We start from the raw sequence: 14,664 nt of genomic DNA, 5'->3' as shown, positions 1-14,664 counted from the left end.
TGCCGGGGGGTCAGGTCGGTACGAGGTGGCTCCCGTGTGGTGCGCCCGCGGCCCGGACAAGCGCTTTCCCGAGCAAAGCATAGACAGTGACGGATGTAAATCGGCGTGCCGGTCACCTCCCGGCAGTGCCGCAACGGCCGGCGGGCCGCCGGTCGACGGACGTGTCGACCGGCGGCCCGCCAGGGTGCGGACGGGACCGGCTCAGCAGGCGGTGCCCTTCAGCTTCACCGAGGCCGGTGCGGCTGCCGTACCGTTGGCGGTGAAGCCCACGGTGATCGACGCGCCCGCCGCCAGCGACGGCGCGTAGCTCGGCCCGGCGGCGGTCACCGTCGTGCCGGACTGGGTGACCGTGGCGTTCCAGCCGTTGACCAGGGTGACCCCGGCCGGCCAGGTCCAGGTCACCGACCACGGGTTCACCGCCGCTGAACTGGTGTTCTTGACGGTCAGCTCGCCCTGGAAACCACCCTGCCAGGCGTTGACCTGCTTGTAGGTGGCGGTGCAGCCACCCGCCGGCGGGGGCGTGGTGGTGGGCGGCGGGGGCGTCGTGGTGGGCGGCGGCGGGGTCGTGGTCGGCGGCACCGGGGTGGTGGTCGGCGGCTTCGGCGTCGGGGTGCCCGTCGGGTCGGCCCCACCGGCCACCGGCGGGATCAGGTACGGCTGGAGGATGGCCTGCTTGGCGGTGTTGATGTTGGTCCAGTCGTCCAGCGCGATGCCACCCGTGTCACCCGAGTTCGGGTTCCACGACCAGTAGGTGAAGGACATCCCGTTCACGCCGGTGCCGGTGTAGGCCATCAGCTTCTCCAGCCACACCTTGTCCCGGGGGTCGGCCAGGGTGCTGCCGAACTCGCCCATCATGATCGGGGCGATGTTCTGCTTGTAGAGGTAACCCCAGTAGCGGTCCCAGACCGCCGGCAGGTTCGCCGGGAAGTCGGCCGCCTTGAACCACTCCTGCTCGTAGACGCTGGTGGCGTACTCGTGCGGCGAGTAGACCAGCCGGTTCGCCACGTTCAGCCGGACCGGGAACTGCCCGGCCTTGGACAGGTTGCCGCCCCACCAGCCGCAGTCCTCGTCGTTGCTGGTGTCGTTGTCCCAGACGTTCGACAGGCCGCCGCTGGGGCAGCTCACCCCCTCCACGAAGATCAGCCAGTTCGGCTGCACCCCGAGGATGGCGTTGCCGGCCCGCTCGGCGGCCAGCCGCCAGTCCCGGGTGGTGTCGCCGCAGCCCCAGCAGGCGCCGGTCGCGGCCGGGTTGGTGCCCTCGGCGTGCGGCTCGTTGTGCAGGTCCGCGCCGATCACCGTGGTGTTGCCGGCGTACCGCTGGGCCAGCATCTTCCAGTCGGCGAGCCAGGTCGCCTCGGAGACCGTGGAGGTGTACCAGAGCGGCGACTGACCGGCCGACGTCGGCCGGTGCCGGTCCAGGATGACCCGCATGCCCTTGCTGCCGGCGTAGGCGATCACCTTGTCGAGGATCTGCAACGGGGAGAGCCCGATCAGGTCCGGGTTGACGAAGTCGTTGATCCCGGTGGCAGTCGCGCCCGGCTTCACCGAGTCGTTCGAGTACGGGATGCGCAGCGTGTTGTAGCCCAGGCTGGCCATCTTGTCGAGCTGCCCGCGCCACGGGTTGTTCGACCACAGGCCGTGGAACGTGCGGTTGTCGGTCTCCATGCCGAACCAGTTGATGCCGGTCAGCCGTACCGTCGCGCCGGTGCTGTCGACGATCTTGTTGCCGTTGGTGTGCAGGTAGCCGGTGCCGGTGCCGCCGACGGCGGCGGCAGCCGGGGTGGTGCTGACGGCGGCGGCGACGAACACGCCGGCCGCAGCGGTGGCGAGCGCGGTGAGCGCGGCGCCGAGAGTGCGGGGTCGGTACATGCGGGCTCCACTTCGGATGCCCGGCGTCGCGACGGCGACGCGGGGCGGAAAACCGGGGGAAACGCCGGCCGCCGCCGTCCGTCCCGCTCGTTTCGGGATACGCGGACAGTGCGCGACGCGCCGGGTCACGTGGACACGGCCACTCGCTGCGGTGCACCGGCGACTCCCGACGACGGTGTCCGTCGTCGGTGCCCTCGCGCCGGTGGGATCGACCTGGCTCTGCCGCTCATTCTGATCAGCCGGTCTCGATGCGTCAACCGCAGGTCGCGGCGGCCCCGCCGGAGGGGTGGTTCCGGCTGGTCGCGGACGTGCCCGGGATGCTCCCCGCCCGGGTGGTCCGCTCGGCGACCAGCGCGGACACGCGCGAGCCCCCGGTCCCTTCACAGGACCGGGGGCTCGGGTGTGTCCGATCAAACCGGCGCGGACGGCCGGCCGGGGTCAGCCGGCCTGTTCGGCGAGCTGGAGGAACTGCCGCTTGGAGGCGAGCGCCTGCTCGGCCTCCTTGACCCGGCGGGCGTCCCCGGCGGCCTGGGCGCGGGCGAGCCGCTCCTCGGCCTCGGCGACCTGCGCCCGCATCTGGGCGAGCAGCGGGTTGTCCTCCTTGGTGGTCCGCCGCCAGGCCGAGTCCATCACCTCGCGGACCTTGTCGTCGATGGCACGTAGCCGCCGCTCCAGGCCGGCGGCGGCCTCCCGGGGCACCCGGCCCGCCTCGTGCCACTGGGCCTGGATGTCGCGCAGCTGCGCCTGGGCGCCCTTCGGGTCGCCGTCGACGTCGAGCGCCTCGGCCTCGGCCAGCAGCGCCTGCTTACGCTCCAGGTTGGCCCGCTGCTCGTTGTCCCGGGCCGAGAAGACCTCACTGCGCCGGGTGAAGAAGGCGTCCTGGGCGGCGCGGAACCGTTCCCAGAGCTTCTGCTCCGACTCCTTGGAGGCGCGCGGGGCGGCCTTCCACTGGTTCATCAGCTCCTTGAGCTGGTTGGCGGTGGCCGCCCAGTCGGTGGAGTCGGAGAGCTTCTCGGCCTCGGCGACCAGCTCCTCCTTGACCGTGTGCGCCTGCTTGCGCTGCTGGTCGAGCGAGGCGAAGTGGGCACCCCGACGCCTGGTGAAGCCGTCCCGGGCGGCGGCGAACCGCTTCCACAGCTCACCGTCGGCCTTCTTGTCGATCCCCCGGATGGTCTTCCACTCGTCGAGGATCTCCTTGAGCCGGTCGCCGGCGGTCTTCCAGCCGGTCGACTCGGCGGCCAGCTTCTCGGCCTCCTCGACCAGGGCGGTCTTGCGGGCGAGCGCCTCACCCCGGGCGGCCTCCCGGGCGGCACGGGCCTCGCCGGCCTTCTCCTCGGCGAGCACGGCCAGCTTGTCCAGGCGCGCGGCGAGGGCGTCGATGTCCCCCACGACGTGGGCCTCGGCCAGCGAGGCGCGGATCCGCCGTACGGTGCTCAGCGAACCTCCCGCGTCGGCGGCGCCCGAGTTGAGCCGGGCCTCGGTGAGGTCCACCTCGGTGACCAGGTCGGCGAAGCGGCGGGCGAAGTGGGCCAGGCCCTCCTCGGGCGCGCCCGCCTGCCAGGAACCGACCACCCGCTCGCCCTCGCTGGTCTTCACGTACACGGTGCCGTCCGCGTCCACCCGTCCGAAGGCAGTCCAGTCGCTCATGTGCCCATCCTCGTTCTCCCGGCGTCGTCGGGAAACCCCCCGCGATCGCCGCCACGGCGCAGCCAACTTGCTCCCGGCATTGTCACAGGTCCGCCCCCGTCCGCGTCGAGCGCCTGTCTCTGACCGTGACCATACGGTGTCCTAGCACCCACACACAGGCTCCGTGGGGCGAGTGTCGCAATGCGCCGTACGGTGTACGGTAGGCCGTACAGGATGCTGCCGCCCGTGCTGCGGGCGGGCGAGGAGGAGCAGGATGACCCAGTCCCACACCCGGATGACGCCCCCGGCCGACCCCGGGTTCGTGCCCGACGCCGCCGATCTCGCCGAGCTCGACGAGTGGTTCCGCCGGTACGACGCCCTGGCCGAGGCGGGTGACGTCGCCGGCACCGCCGACCTGGCGATGTTCCCGCTCAACACGGTCACCGACGACGCGGCCGGCGAGGGCTCGGCCCGCCAGCTCGACCGGGCTGCCTACCTGGAGATGATGGGCGGCGTCCTCGGCGGCGGGGGCGACCTGCGGATGGAGAGCCGCCGCACGCCCTACTTCCTCACCCGCAGCCTGGCCGTGGTGCTCACCGAGGCCGAGTTCACCCTCGACGGCCAACGCCAGCGGGTGCGCTACGCCGACCTGCTGGTCCGCACCGGCGGGCAGTGGCGGTTCCAGACCATGGTGCAGGGCGGCTGGGGCGGCCAGACCGGCTGACCGTCGACCCCCGAGCCGGCGGCCGGGCCGACCACCCGCATGCCCGCCCCCGCGCCGCACCCGGGCATGCCCGACGGTGGGGTGGGCGGAGCGGGCGACGCCCGGCCGCTACCGACGTGCGCGGCGCGCTGGAGCGGCGGCTCGGACTGGCGGGGTGGGCGGAGCGGGCGGTGCCCGGCCGCTACCGTTGCCTGGTGCCACTGCTCGCCGCCGCCGTCTGCCCACACCCGCCGCTGATCGTGCCGGAGCTGGCCGGGGCCGCCGCGCCCGAGCTGGCGGAGCTGCGTGACGCCTGCGCCGCCGCCGTCGCCGCCGTCTACGCGGCCGGGGCGGACACCATCGTGCTGGTCGGTGCCGGCGAGCGCACCACCGAACTGGCGCTGCCCCGCCGGGGCAGCTTCGCCCCCTGGGGACTGCCCCTCACGGTCGACCTCGGAACACCCCACCCCGACCCGGCCAGCCCCTCCCCGGTCCGGACCGCCCCGCCACGGTCCGACCACCCTGCGCTTCTGCGGGCCGTGCCTCCCCGGGGCGGCAGTGGGTCGCTGCCGGCCGTGCCCCCGCCGGCCGGCGTGGAGCCGGTGCCGCCGCCGGTCGACGACGCGGAGCTGCCGCTGAGTCTGCTGGTCGGGGCCTGGCTGGTCGAGCGGACCGCCCCGCCGGCACCGACCGCCTGGCGGATGGTGAGCGTCGCGTCGGACGAGCCGGCCGACCGGTGCGCCGCCCTCGGGGCCGGGCTGCGGGTGGACGGGCCCTGGGCCCTGCTGGTGCTCGGTGACGGGTCGGCCTGCCACGGCCCGAAAGCGCCGGGCTACGACGACCCGCGCGCCGGGGCGTACGACGAGGGGGTCGCCCGTGCCCTGGCCGACGCGGACGCCGACGCGCTGCTCGGCCTGGACCCGGTGCTGTCGGCGCAGCTGGGGGTCGCCGGTCGGCCGGCCTGGCAGGTGCTGGCCGGGGCGGTCCGCGCGGCCGGCGGCGACTGGCACGGCGAGCTGCGCCACCACGGCGTCCCCTACGGCGTCGGCTACCTGGTGGCCTCCTGGACGCGGACGGACCCGACCGGCCCGGACGGGACGCCGGCGGGTGACACCGGGACAAGGGCGGGTGACGCCGGGACGGCGGCGGCGGGCGGTGTGACGCGGTGAGCGGCACGGTCGTCGCCGTGGTGGGCCCGACCGCGGCGGGCAAGTCGGCGCTGAGCATCGCCCTGGCGCACGCCCTCGGCGGTGAGGTGGTCAACGCCGACTCGATGCAGCTCTACCGGGGTATGGACGTCGGCACCGCCAAGCTCACCCCGGCCGAACGCGACGGGGTACCGCACCACCTGTTGGACATCTGGCCGGTCACCGAACCGGCCAGCGTCGCCGAGTACCAGCGGCTGGCCCGCGCGGCGGTCGACGACATCCTGGCCCGGGGGCGGGTGCCGCTGCTCGTCGGCGGCTCCGGCCTGTACGTGCGGGCGGTGCTGGAACAGTTCGAGTTCCCCGGCACCGACCCGGCGGTACGCGGCCGGCTGGAGGCGGAGCTGGCGCAGCTCGGCCCGGCCCCGCTGTACGCCCGGCTGGCCGGGGCGGACCCGGCGGCGGCGGCGGGCATCCTGCCCGGCAACGGTCGACGCATCGTCCGGGCGCTGGAGGTGATCGAGCTGACCGGGGCGCCGTTCACCGCCTCGCTGCCCGCCCCGACCCCGTACTACCCGGCGGTGCAGCTCGGCGTCGACCTGGACACCGCGCTGCTCGACGAACGGATCGCGGCACGGGTCGACCGGATGTGGGCCGACGGGCTGGTCGCCGAGGTCCGTACGCTGTGCGGGCAGGGCCTGGCCGACGGCCGGACGGCCAGCCGCGCGCTCGGCTACCAGCAGGTGCTGCGGTTTTTGGCCGGGGAGACCGACGAGGCGCAGGCGCGGGACGAGACGATCCGGGCCACCCGCCGGTTCGTCCGACGGCAACGCTCCTGGTTCCGCCGTGACCAGCGGATCCACTGGCTGGACCCGACCGTGCCGACGTTTGTCGAGACTGCCCTGCGGGTGGTCGCCGGGCATCGGCCATGATGGGGGCGTGGAGTTCACCAAGGGTCACGGCACCGGCAACGACTTCGTCATCCTGCCCGACCCGGACGGCGCCCTCGATCTGACCCCCGGCCTGGTCGCCGCGCTCTGCGACCGGCGGCGCGGCCTCGGCGGCGACGGCGTGCTGCGGGTGGTCCGGGCGGCGAAACACCCCGACGGGGTCGCCCTCGCCGGGGAGGCCGAGTGGTTCATGGACTACTGGAACTCCGACGGCTCGTCCGCCGAGATGTGCGGCAACGGGGCCCGGGTCTTCGTCCGCTACCTGCTGGCGAGCGGGCTGGCCACCACGACCGGCGGAACCCTGCCGGTGGCGACCCGCGCCGGCCTGGTGCGGGCCCGGGTCGACGGCGACACCATCGCCGTCGAGATGCGCCGCCCCCGGCTGTACGACGCCTCCCGCGCCGTCCTCGGCGGACTGACCCTGCCCGGCACGGCGGTGGACGTCGGCAACCCGCACCTGGTCTGCGCCCTGCCGGCCGGCATCGACCTGGCCGACCTGGACCTGACCCGCGCACCCGAATTCGACCCCCGGGTCTTCCCGCACGGGGTGAACGTCGAGTTCACCGCCCCCGCCGACCCGGTCGACGGCACCGACGAACACGTCCTGATGCGGGTCTACGAGCGTGGCTCGGCCGAGACCCTGTCCTGCGGCACCGGCGCCTGCGCGGTCGCCGCCGTGGCGCTGCGCGACGCCACCCGGGACACCGGCGTCGTGGCGGTGGACGTCCCCGGTGGCCGGCTCACGGTCACGGTGACCGCCGACTCCTGCTGGCTCGCCGGCCCCGCCGTCCTGATCGCCACCGGCACCCTCACCCTCCCCTGACGCCGCTCCCTCCCTCCCTCCCTCCCGTCTCGCCCGCCCCCGCTTGCCGTGCCCCCGCTTCGCCGTGCCCCGTGATCAAGAGGTTCAGGTCAGAACCGGAGCCATGGATGACGCATACCTCTTGATCACCGGCACCGGGTGGGGGTGGTGTCGGGTGATCAAGAGGTATGCGTCAGAGATGGCGGGTGGGTTGACGTAAACCTCTTGATCGCCGCTGTCAGGCGGGTGGCGCGGGGTGATCAAGAGGTTTACGTCAGAGTCGGGGCCTGGGGTGACGTATACCTCTTGATCACCGGCGCCGGGTGGGGGTGGTGTCGAGTGATCAAGAGGTATGTGTCGGAGATGGCGGGTGGGATGACGTAAACCTCTTGATCACCGGGGCGAGGTGGGGCGAGGTGGGGGAGGTGGGGCGAGGTGGGTGGGGGAGGTGGGGACGGGGAGGGGCGTCGGGGTCAGGGGGTGGCGCTGGCGGTGGCGGCGATCTCGGGAAGGTCGGCCGGGCCCGGGTCGGCGGCCGGCGGCGGGGTGACGGCCGGGTTCTGGGCGGCGGCACGGACGGCGGCGGCGACCGCCGGGGCGACCCGGGAGTCGAAGACGCTCGGCACGATGACCGTTGGGTTGATCTTGTCCTCACCGACCACGTCGGCGATGGCACGGGCCGCCGCGATCGCCATCTCCTCGGTGAACTCCTCGGCGTGCGCGTCGAGCATGCCCCGGAACACGCCTGGGAAGGCGAGCACGTTGTTGATCTGGTTCGGCTGGTCGGAGCGGCCGGTGGCGACGATCGCGGCGTGCTTGCGGGCCTCCCGGGGGTCGACCTCCGGGTCGGGGTTGGCCAGCGCGAAGACGATCGCGTCCTTGGCCATGGTGGCGATGTCGTCGCCGGTCAGCAGGTTGGGGGCGCTCACCCCGATGAAGACGTCCGCGCCCCGGACCGCGCCGGCCAGGTCGCCGGAGTAGTTGTCCCGGTTGGTGTTCTCGGCCAGCCACTGCCAGGCCGGGTTGAGGTCGGGCAGGTCGCGGTGCAGGGCGCCCTGCCGGTCGTACGCGATGATGTCGCCGACGCCCTGGCGCAGCAGCAGTTTCATGATCGCGGTGCCGGCCGCGCCGGCCCCGGAGACGACCACCCGGACGTCGGCGAGCTGCTTGCCCACGACGCGCAGCGCGTTGGTCAGCGCGGCCAGCACGCAGATCGCGGTGCCGTGCTGGTCGTCGTGGAAGACCGGGATGTCCAGCGCCTCGCGCAACCGGGCCTCGATCTCGAAGCAGCGCGGCGCGGCGATGTCCTCCAGGTTGATCCCGCCGTACGCGGGGGCGATGGCCTTGACGATCGCCACGATCTCGTCGGTGTCCTGGGTGTCCAGGACCACCGGCCAGGCGTCCACCCCGCCGAACCGCTTGAACAGGGCCGCCTTGCCCTCCATCACCGGCAGCGACGCCGCCGGGCCGAGGTTGCCCAGACCGAGCACGGCCGAGCCGTCGCTGACCACGGCGACCGTGTTGCGCTTGATGGTGAGCCGGCGGGCGTCCGCCGGGTTCTCCGCGATCGCCATGCAGACCCGGGCCACCCCCGGGGTGTACGCCCGGGACAGCTCGTCACGGGTCCGCAGCCCGACCTTGGAGTGCACCTCGATCTTGCCGCCGAGGTGCAGCAGGAAGGTCCGGTCGGAGACCTTGCGCACGTCCACCCCGTCGAGCGCGGTGAGCGCCTCGACGACCTGGTCGGCGTGGCCGGCGTCGGCGGTGTCGCAGGTGAGGTCGACGATCACGTGGGTCGGGTCGGAGTCGACCACGTCCAGCGCGGTGACGATCGCACCTGCCTCGCCGACCGACGTGGTCAGCCGGCCGATCGAGGAGGCGTCCGCGGGGACCGCGATCCGGATCGTGATCGAGAATCCGGCACTCGGCAGTCGGGTGATGGCCACGGAAATACCTCCGTCGTCGCTGGCGGCTCGTCAGCATTTCTACTCGCCCGCCGGGCCACGGCGGCAGCCGGCCCCGCGTTCGGCGACCTCCACCACGGGCATATAGCAGTCGCGCTCGGCGTTGACCCATGTCAGGATTACTCGGTACATGCACAGAACGGACAGGAGTCGCAGCTTGCGAGACCAGGAGACCCAGACCCCCTACTCGGACGACGACCTCGACGCCACGACCGGCGAGTACGAGCTGTCGGAGCGGCAGGCGTTGCGGCGGGTCCCCGGCCTCTCCACCGAGCTGACCGACGTCACCGAGGTCGAGTACCGCCAGCTGCGGCTGGAGCGGGTCGTCCTCGTCGGCGTCTGGACCGAGGGCACCCAGCGCGACGCCGACAATTCGCTGACCGAGCTGGCCGCCCTGGCCGAGACCGCCGGTTCACAGGTGCTCGAAGGGCTGATCCAGCGCCGCAGCCGTCCCGACCCGGCCACCTACGTCGGCCGGGGCAAGGTCGACGACCTGACCGGCGTGGTGCTCTCCACCGGTGCCGACACGGTGATCTGCGACGGCGAGCTGTCCCCGTCCCAGCTGCGGAACCTGGAACAGCGCACCAAGGTCAAGGTCGTCGACCGCACCGCGCTGATCCTCGACATCTTCGCGCAGCACGCCAAGAGCAAGGAGGGCAAGGCGCAGGTCGAGCTGGCCCAGCTCGAATACCTGCTGCCCCGGTTGCGTGGTTGGGGTGAGACGCTCTCCCGGCAGACGGGTGGTTCCGGGCGGGGTGGCGGCGCCGGTGGCGGGGTGGGCCTGCGTGGTCCCGGTGAGACCAAGCTGGAGACCGACCGTCGGCGCATCCGGCACCGCATCGCCCGGCTACGTCGGGAGATCAAGGCCATGAAGACGGTACGCCAGACCAAGCGTGCCCGTCGTTCCCGCAACGCCGTTCCCGCCGTGGCCATCGCCGGTTACACCAACGCCGGCAAGTCGAGTCTGCTCAACCGGCTCACCGGCGCGGGCGTGCTGGTGGAGAACGCGCTCTTCGCCACCCTGGACCCGACCACCCGCCGGGCCACCACCTCGGACGGGCGGCTCTACACGCTCTCCGACACGGTGGGTTTCGTCAGGCACCTGCCGCACCAGATCGTCGAGGCGTTCCGCTCGACGCTGGAGGAGGTCGCCGAGGCCGACCTGGTGGTGCACGTGGTCGACGGCACCCATCCCGACCCGGAGGAGCAGGTCCGGGCGGTCCGCGAGGTGCTCTCCGAGGTCGGTGCCGACCGGCTGCCCGAGCTGCTGGTGGTCAACAAGACCGACGCCACCGACGAGGAGACCCTGCTGCGGCTCAAGCGGCTCTGGCCGGACGCGGTGTTCGTCTCCGCGTACAGCGGGCGCGGCATCGAGGCGTTGCGTGAGGTGATCGAGCAGCGGCTGCCCCGCCCGGCGGTGGAGGTCCGCGCGGTGCTGCCGTACGACCGGGGTGACCTGGTGGCCCGGCTGCACCGGCAGGGTGAGGTGCTCAGCACCTCCCACCTGCCCGAAGGCACGCTCCTGCATGTCCGGGTGGGGGAGGCGCTGGCGGCCGAGCTGACGCCGTTCGTGGCGGCGGGTGATCCGGCGGTGGCCGGCAGTCGGTGAGCGCTCCGGTGTGACCTGAGGTTCATCGCGGCATGCGACACTGACGCCATGCGCCGCGCTGTCTCCTCGGTCACGGTTGCCCTCGCCCTGTTCGGCGCGGCCGTGGCACCCGCTGCTGCCGCCGGGGCGGCACCGGTCTCCGCCGTCCCCGCCGGGGTGGCCCCGCCCGTCACCGGAGCAGGGCCGCTGGCCGTCGGGGCGGGTCCGCTCGCGGCGGCGGGCAAGAAGAAGTGCACGATCACCGACGAGCGGCTGCGCGAGGTGTCCGGTCTGGTCGCCACGAAGACCGGCTACATCGTGATCAACGACGGCACCCTGGAGGAGAGCCGCAAGCGGGTCTTCTTCCTGGACACCAAGTGCAAGATCGCCAAGGAGCCGGTGAAGTACTCCGGTGACGGCCCGTTCGACACCGAGGACCTGGCCCTCTCGCCCGACGGCAAGACCCTCTGGATCGCCGACACCGGCGACAACGTCACCAGCCGGGAACGGCGTACCCGGGTCGCGGTCTGGACGATGCCGGTCTCCGGGTCCAAGCAGCCGGTGCTGCACCGGCTGTCGTACCCGGAACGTAAGCCGCACGACGCCGAGGCGCTGCTGGTCGGCGCGGACGGACTCCCCCTGGTGATCACCAAGGTGCCCAGTGGCAAGGCGGAGATCTTCACCCCGGAGGCCAAGCTCGACCCTGACGGCAACACCGATCCGGTGCCGATGAAGAAGGTCGGCGAGATCACCCTGCCCAAGACCACCACCGACAACCCGCTGAACATCATCGGCCGGGTGGCGATCACCGGGGCGGCCCGCTCGCCCGACGGCAGCCGGGTGGTGTTGCGCACCTACGCCGACGCCTTCGAGTACGACGTCAGCGGCGACGACATCGTGGCCGCCCTGACCACCGGCAAGCCCCGGGTCACCCCGCTGGCCGACCCGTTCGGCGAGGCCATCTCGTACACCCCCGACGGCACCGGGTTCGTCACCGTCTCCGACGGCGGGGAACTCGCCCCGGAGGACCCGATCGACATCCTCGGCTACACGCCGTCGACCAAGGGTGCCGAGCCGGTCGAGGGCGAGGCGGGGGCCAAACCGGCGACCGAGAAGTCCTGGTACGACAACCTCAGCCTGGACCAGATCACCTATCTGATCGGTGCTGTCGGCGTGGTCGGCGCGCTCCTGGTGGGGGCCGGCATCGTCGGGATCGTCAGGTCCCGGCGGCGGGCCGCGACGGTCGGCGACGACCCGGTCGACCAGGACGACGACGTGTTCACCTCCGGCGCGGTCTCCCGCGCCGAGGGGCGGTCGGCAGGCGACGGTCCGCACGCCGCCGAGCCGGTCGCGGACCGGCCGCGCGGCGGTGTCTACGGTGCTCCGGCGACGCCCGGCGGGTCGCCCGCCCGCCCGGCCGGCGGCGGGGTCTACGGCGGTGGCCGGCCCCCGGCCGGGTCCGGTGCGGCTCCCGCCGGCCGTCCGGCCGGTGGGCCGCCGCCGACCGGCGGTCGCCCGGCGGGCGGCGGGGTCTACGGCGGTGGTCGCCCCGCCGGCGGCGGGGTCTATGGTGCCGCCCCGGCGGGTAACGGCGCGGGTCCGCGCGGTGGTGCTCCCCATGGTGCCCCGGCCGGCGGCGCGTCCCGGGGCGGCCCGCCGGCTGTGGACCCGCGTGGCGGTGCTCCCGCCGGTGGACGTGGTGGTGGTGCCCCGGCCGGCGGCCGAGGTGTCCCTCCGGGGGGCCGTGGCGGTGCCCCGGTGGCCGGGCGCGGCACGCCGCCGGGTGCCCGGGGTGGCACGCCGCCGGACGGGCGCGGCGCTGCCCCGGGCGGTGGCCGTGGTGGTGCCCCGGCCGGCGGCCGGGGCGGTCCGCCTCCGGGCGGCCGTGGTGGCGCGCCGGCCGGTGGCCGGGGCGGCGGTGTCTACGGCGGTGGCGGTGGGCGGGCCGAGCCGCCGCGCCGGGAGGCCGACCCCCGCGAGCCGCGCTCCGGCCCACGTCGTGAGGGCCACGACGACCGGCGCGGCGGCCAGTACGGCCCCCCGCCCGGCCGCAGCGGCGAACGCTACTGACGCGACGGCGAACCTCCCGACACACCTGACCGGTCGCCCTTCCCCGAGGAAGGGCGACCGGTCAGGTCACGGGTCAGATCCGGCGGAGCACGGCGACGACCCGGCCCATGATGGTGGCGTCGTCACCGGGGATCGGATCGAAGGCCGGGTTCTGCGGCATCAGCCAGACGTGGCCGTCGCGTCGCCGGTAGGTCTTGACGGTCGCCTCGCCGTCGAGCATGGCGGCCACGATGTCACCGGCCTCGGCGGTCGGCTGTTGCCGGACGACCACCCAGTCGCCGTCGCAGATCGCCGCGTCGAGCATCGAGTCGCCCTTGACCTGGAGCATGAAGACCTCGCCTTCACCCACCAGCTCGCGGGGGAGCGGGAAGACGTCCTCCACCGCCTGCTCGGCGAGGATCGGGCCGCCGGCGGCGATCCGGCCCAGCATCGGCACGTACGCCGGGGTGGGGCGCTGGGCGCGGCTCAGCTCGTCGTCGGCGTCGCCGCCGGGGGCGCGCACGTCCACCGCGCGGGGCCGGTTGGGGTCGCGCCGCAGGAAGCCCTTCTTCTCCAGCTCCTTGAGCTGGTAGGCGACGCTCGACGGGGAGACCAGGCCGACCGCCTCACCGATCTCGCGGACGCTCGGCGGGTAGCCGTGCCGCTCCACCCAGCTGCGGATGAACTCCAGGATGCGGCGCTGCCGGGCGGTCAGGTCGACGGCGGTGGGGTCGGGGAAGCCGCTGACCACCGGGGTGACCGGGCGGACGGCCGGTTGGCCGGTACGGCTGCGGGCGGCGCGGGGACGCCGACTGGCCGGGGGACCCGCCTCGGCGCTCGGCTGCGGGTTCTTCTGCCGGCTGGCCCGGTCCTCGGTCACGTCCGTCCTCCCTGGTCGGCGCTGGGTGCCTTGGCGGCTCGTGGTGCGTGCGGGGATGTCGCGGTGCCGGACCGACGTGGTGCGCCGTGCCCGGTCGTTCATGACCGTATAGGTGAGATCGGTCATTTTCAAACATCTGTACGACGCAACTCGGCGTGTCGGGTGGAAATCCTGGCCTTTCGTACGCCTGTTCTGGTAGATGGTACGTCCCGCCGGGCCCGGTCCTCCGTCCGGAGGGTTGTCCGGGTGGCCGGTAACCTCCCGTGGCTCCGGTCGGTTGCACTCAGCGTGCCCCCGGGATGACGGGTCGCCGCCGATGGTCGCCGGTGACGCGCCAGACACGCGGGCAACTTGACCCGACTCCCTCGGCGGCCTACGGTCGACCCCTAGATGTAGTAGTCACACGGGCGTAAGTTGCCCACAGGTTGGGTTACGACTACCCACCGCACTCCCGTACCGTCGACCACGGCGACGGCTGGCGAAGCCGGCTCCGCCGGGCCGACGCGTGCCCGGAGGTGGGCGGGCGGCCCCGGTCGATCAAGGAGGTCAGGCGATGCGGTGCCCGTACTGCCGGCACGCCGACTCCCGGGTGGTCGACTCGCGCGAGGCCGACGACGGTCAGCTGATCCGTCGCCGGCGCTCCTGCCCGGAATGCGGCAAACGGTTCACCACGGTCGAGGAGGCCGTGCTCGCGGTGGTCAAGCGCAGTGGCGTGACCGAGCCGTTCAGCCGGACCAAGATCATCGGTGGGGTGCGCAAGGCGTGCCAGGGGCGGCCGGTCGACGAGGACTCCATCGCCCTGTTGGCCCAGAAGGTCGAGGAGACCGTCCGGGCCAAGGGTGCGGCCGAACTGCCGAGCCACGACGTGGGACTGGCGATCCTGGGCCCACTGCGCGACCTGGACGAGGTGGCCTACCTGCGCTTCGCCAGCGTCTACCGCTCGTTCGACTCGCTCGCCGACTTCGAACGGGAGATCGAGACGCTGCGGGCCGCCGCACAGGCCCGCGCCGACGCGGCCGGGGCCGCCGGCCGTACCGACTGAGTCTTTTCCGACAGCAACGACGTGGATTCTGACAGAGACGACGCGT

The 14,664-nt window shown here is 73.4% G+C and carries 11 protein-coding genes; 7 read left to right on the top strand and 4 right to left on the bottom strand.

Features of this window, described 5'->3' with window-relative positions:
- Positions 1-201: 201 nt before the first annotated feature.
- Both ACN267_RS16355 and ACN267_RS16350 read right to left on the bottom strand, forming a co-directional pair.
- Positions 202-1,869, bottom strand: a complete 1,668-nt coding sequence (locus ACN267_RS16355; RefSeq protein WP_421486327.1) for a cellulase family glycosylhydrolase — start codon at positions 1,867-1,869, stop codon at positions 202-204.
- A gap of 438 nt (positions 1,870-2,307) precedes the next feature.
- Positions 2,308-3,516, bottom strand: coding sequence for a DUF349 domain-containing protein (locus ACN267_RS16350; protein WP_421489050.1), 1,209 nt, complete (start codon positions 3,514-3,516; stop codon positions 2,308-2,310).
- A gap of 253 nt (positions 3,517-3,769) precedes the next feature.
- Between ACN267_RS16350 and ACN267_RS16345 the strand changes: the two genes are divergently transcribed.
- The 4 genes from ACN267_RS16345 to dapF all read left to right on the top strand — a co-directional run bounded on the left by ACN267_RS16345 (position 3,770) and on the right by dapF (position 7,116).
- Complete coding sequence (locus ACN267_RS16345) at positions 3,770-4,219, top strand: hypothetical protein (RefSeq protein WP_239484649.1); 450 nt, start codon at positions 3,770-3,772, stop codon at positions 4,217-4,219.
- Positions 4,220-4,413: 194 nt separating this feature from the next.
- The gene (locus tag ACN267_RS16340) at positions 4,414-5,367 is read left to right on the top strand and encodes a hypothetical protein (protein ID WP_421490433.1); all 954 of its coding nucleotides are present in this window, start codon (positions 4,414-4,416) and stop codon (positions 5,365-5,367) included.
- A complete protein-coding gene (gene miaA, locus ACN267_RS16335; protein ID WP_281899600.1) occupies positions 5,364-6,275 on the top strand; it encodes a tRNA (adenosine(37)-N6)-dimethylallyltransferase MiaA in 912 nt (303 codons plus the stop codon). The genes ACN267_RS16340 and miaA overlap by 4 nt, the downstream gene beginning before the upstream one ends.
- A gap of 7 nt (positions 6,276-6,282) precedes the next feature.
- Complete coding sequence (dapF, locus tag ACN267_RS16330) at positions 6,283-7,116, top strand: diaminopimelate epimerase (RefSeq protein ID WP_421489049.1); 834 nt, start codon at positions 6,283-6,285, stop codon at positions 7,114-7,116.
- Positions 7,117-7,568: 452 nt separating this feature from the next.
- Here the strand turns inward: dapF and ACN267_RS16325 are convergent, their stop codons facing one another.
- Positions 7,569-9,041 carry an NAD-dependent malic enzyme gene (locus ACN267_RS16325; RefSeq protein WP_204957005.1) on the bottom strand — a complete coding sequence of 491 codons (1,473 nt, stop codon included), beginning with the start codon at positions 9,039-9,041 and terminating at the stop codon, positions 7,569-7,571.
- Between the two features lie 148 nt (positions 9,042-9,189).
- Here ACN267_RS16325 and hflX point away from each other — a divergent pair, with 148 nt between their 5' ends.
- A complete protein-coding gene (gene hflX / locus ACN267_RS16320; RefSeq protein ID WP_421489048.1) occupies positions 9,190-10,668 on the top strand; it encodes a GTPase HflX in 1,479 nt (492 codons plus the stop codon).
- Positions 10,669-10,716: 48 nt separating this feature from the next.
- Positions 10,717-12,717 (top strand): hypothetical protein, encoded by a 2,001-nt coding sequence (locus tag ACN267_RS16315; RefSeq protein ID WP_421489047.1) that lies wholly within the window; start codon positions 10,717-10,719, stop codon positions 12,715-12,717.
- A 73-nt stretch (positions 12,718-12,790) separates the two neighbouring features.
- On the opposite strand, the gene lexA is transcribed toward ACN267_RS16315, so the two are convergent.
- Complete coding sequence (gene lexA, locus ACN267_RS16310) at positions 12,791-13,576, bottom strand: transcriptional repressor LexA (protein WP_204957008.1); 786 nt, start codon at positions 13,574-13,576, stop codon at positions 12,791-12,793.
- Between the two features lie 553 nt (positions 13,577-14,129).
- On the opposite strand from lexA, the gene nrdR reads away from it, so the two are divergent.
- Positions 14,130-14,618, top strand: coding sequence for a transcriptional regulator NrdR (gene nrdR, locus ACN267_RS16305; protein ID WP_204957009.1), 489 nt, complete (start codon positions 14,130-14,132; stop codon positions 14,616-14,618).
- The last annotated feature ends 46 nt before the right edge of the window (positions 14,619-14,664 follow it).

The sequence above is a fragment of the Micromonospora sp. WMMD734 genome (assembly GCF_049178975.1).
In the GTDB taxonomy this organism is placed as follows: Bacteria; Actinomycetota; Actinomycetes; order Mycobacteriales; family Micromonosporaceae; genus Micromonospora; species Micromonospora wenchangensis.
This window is presented reverse-complemented; position numbering and strand designations above follow the sequence as displayed.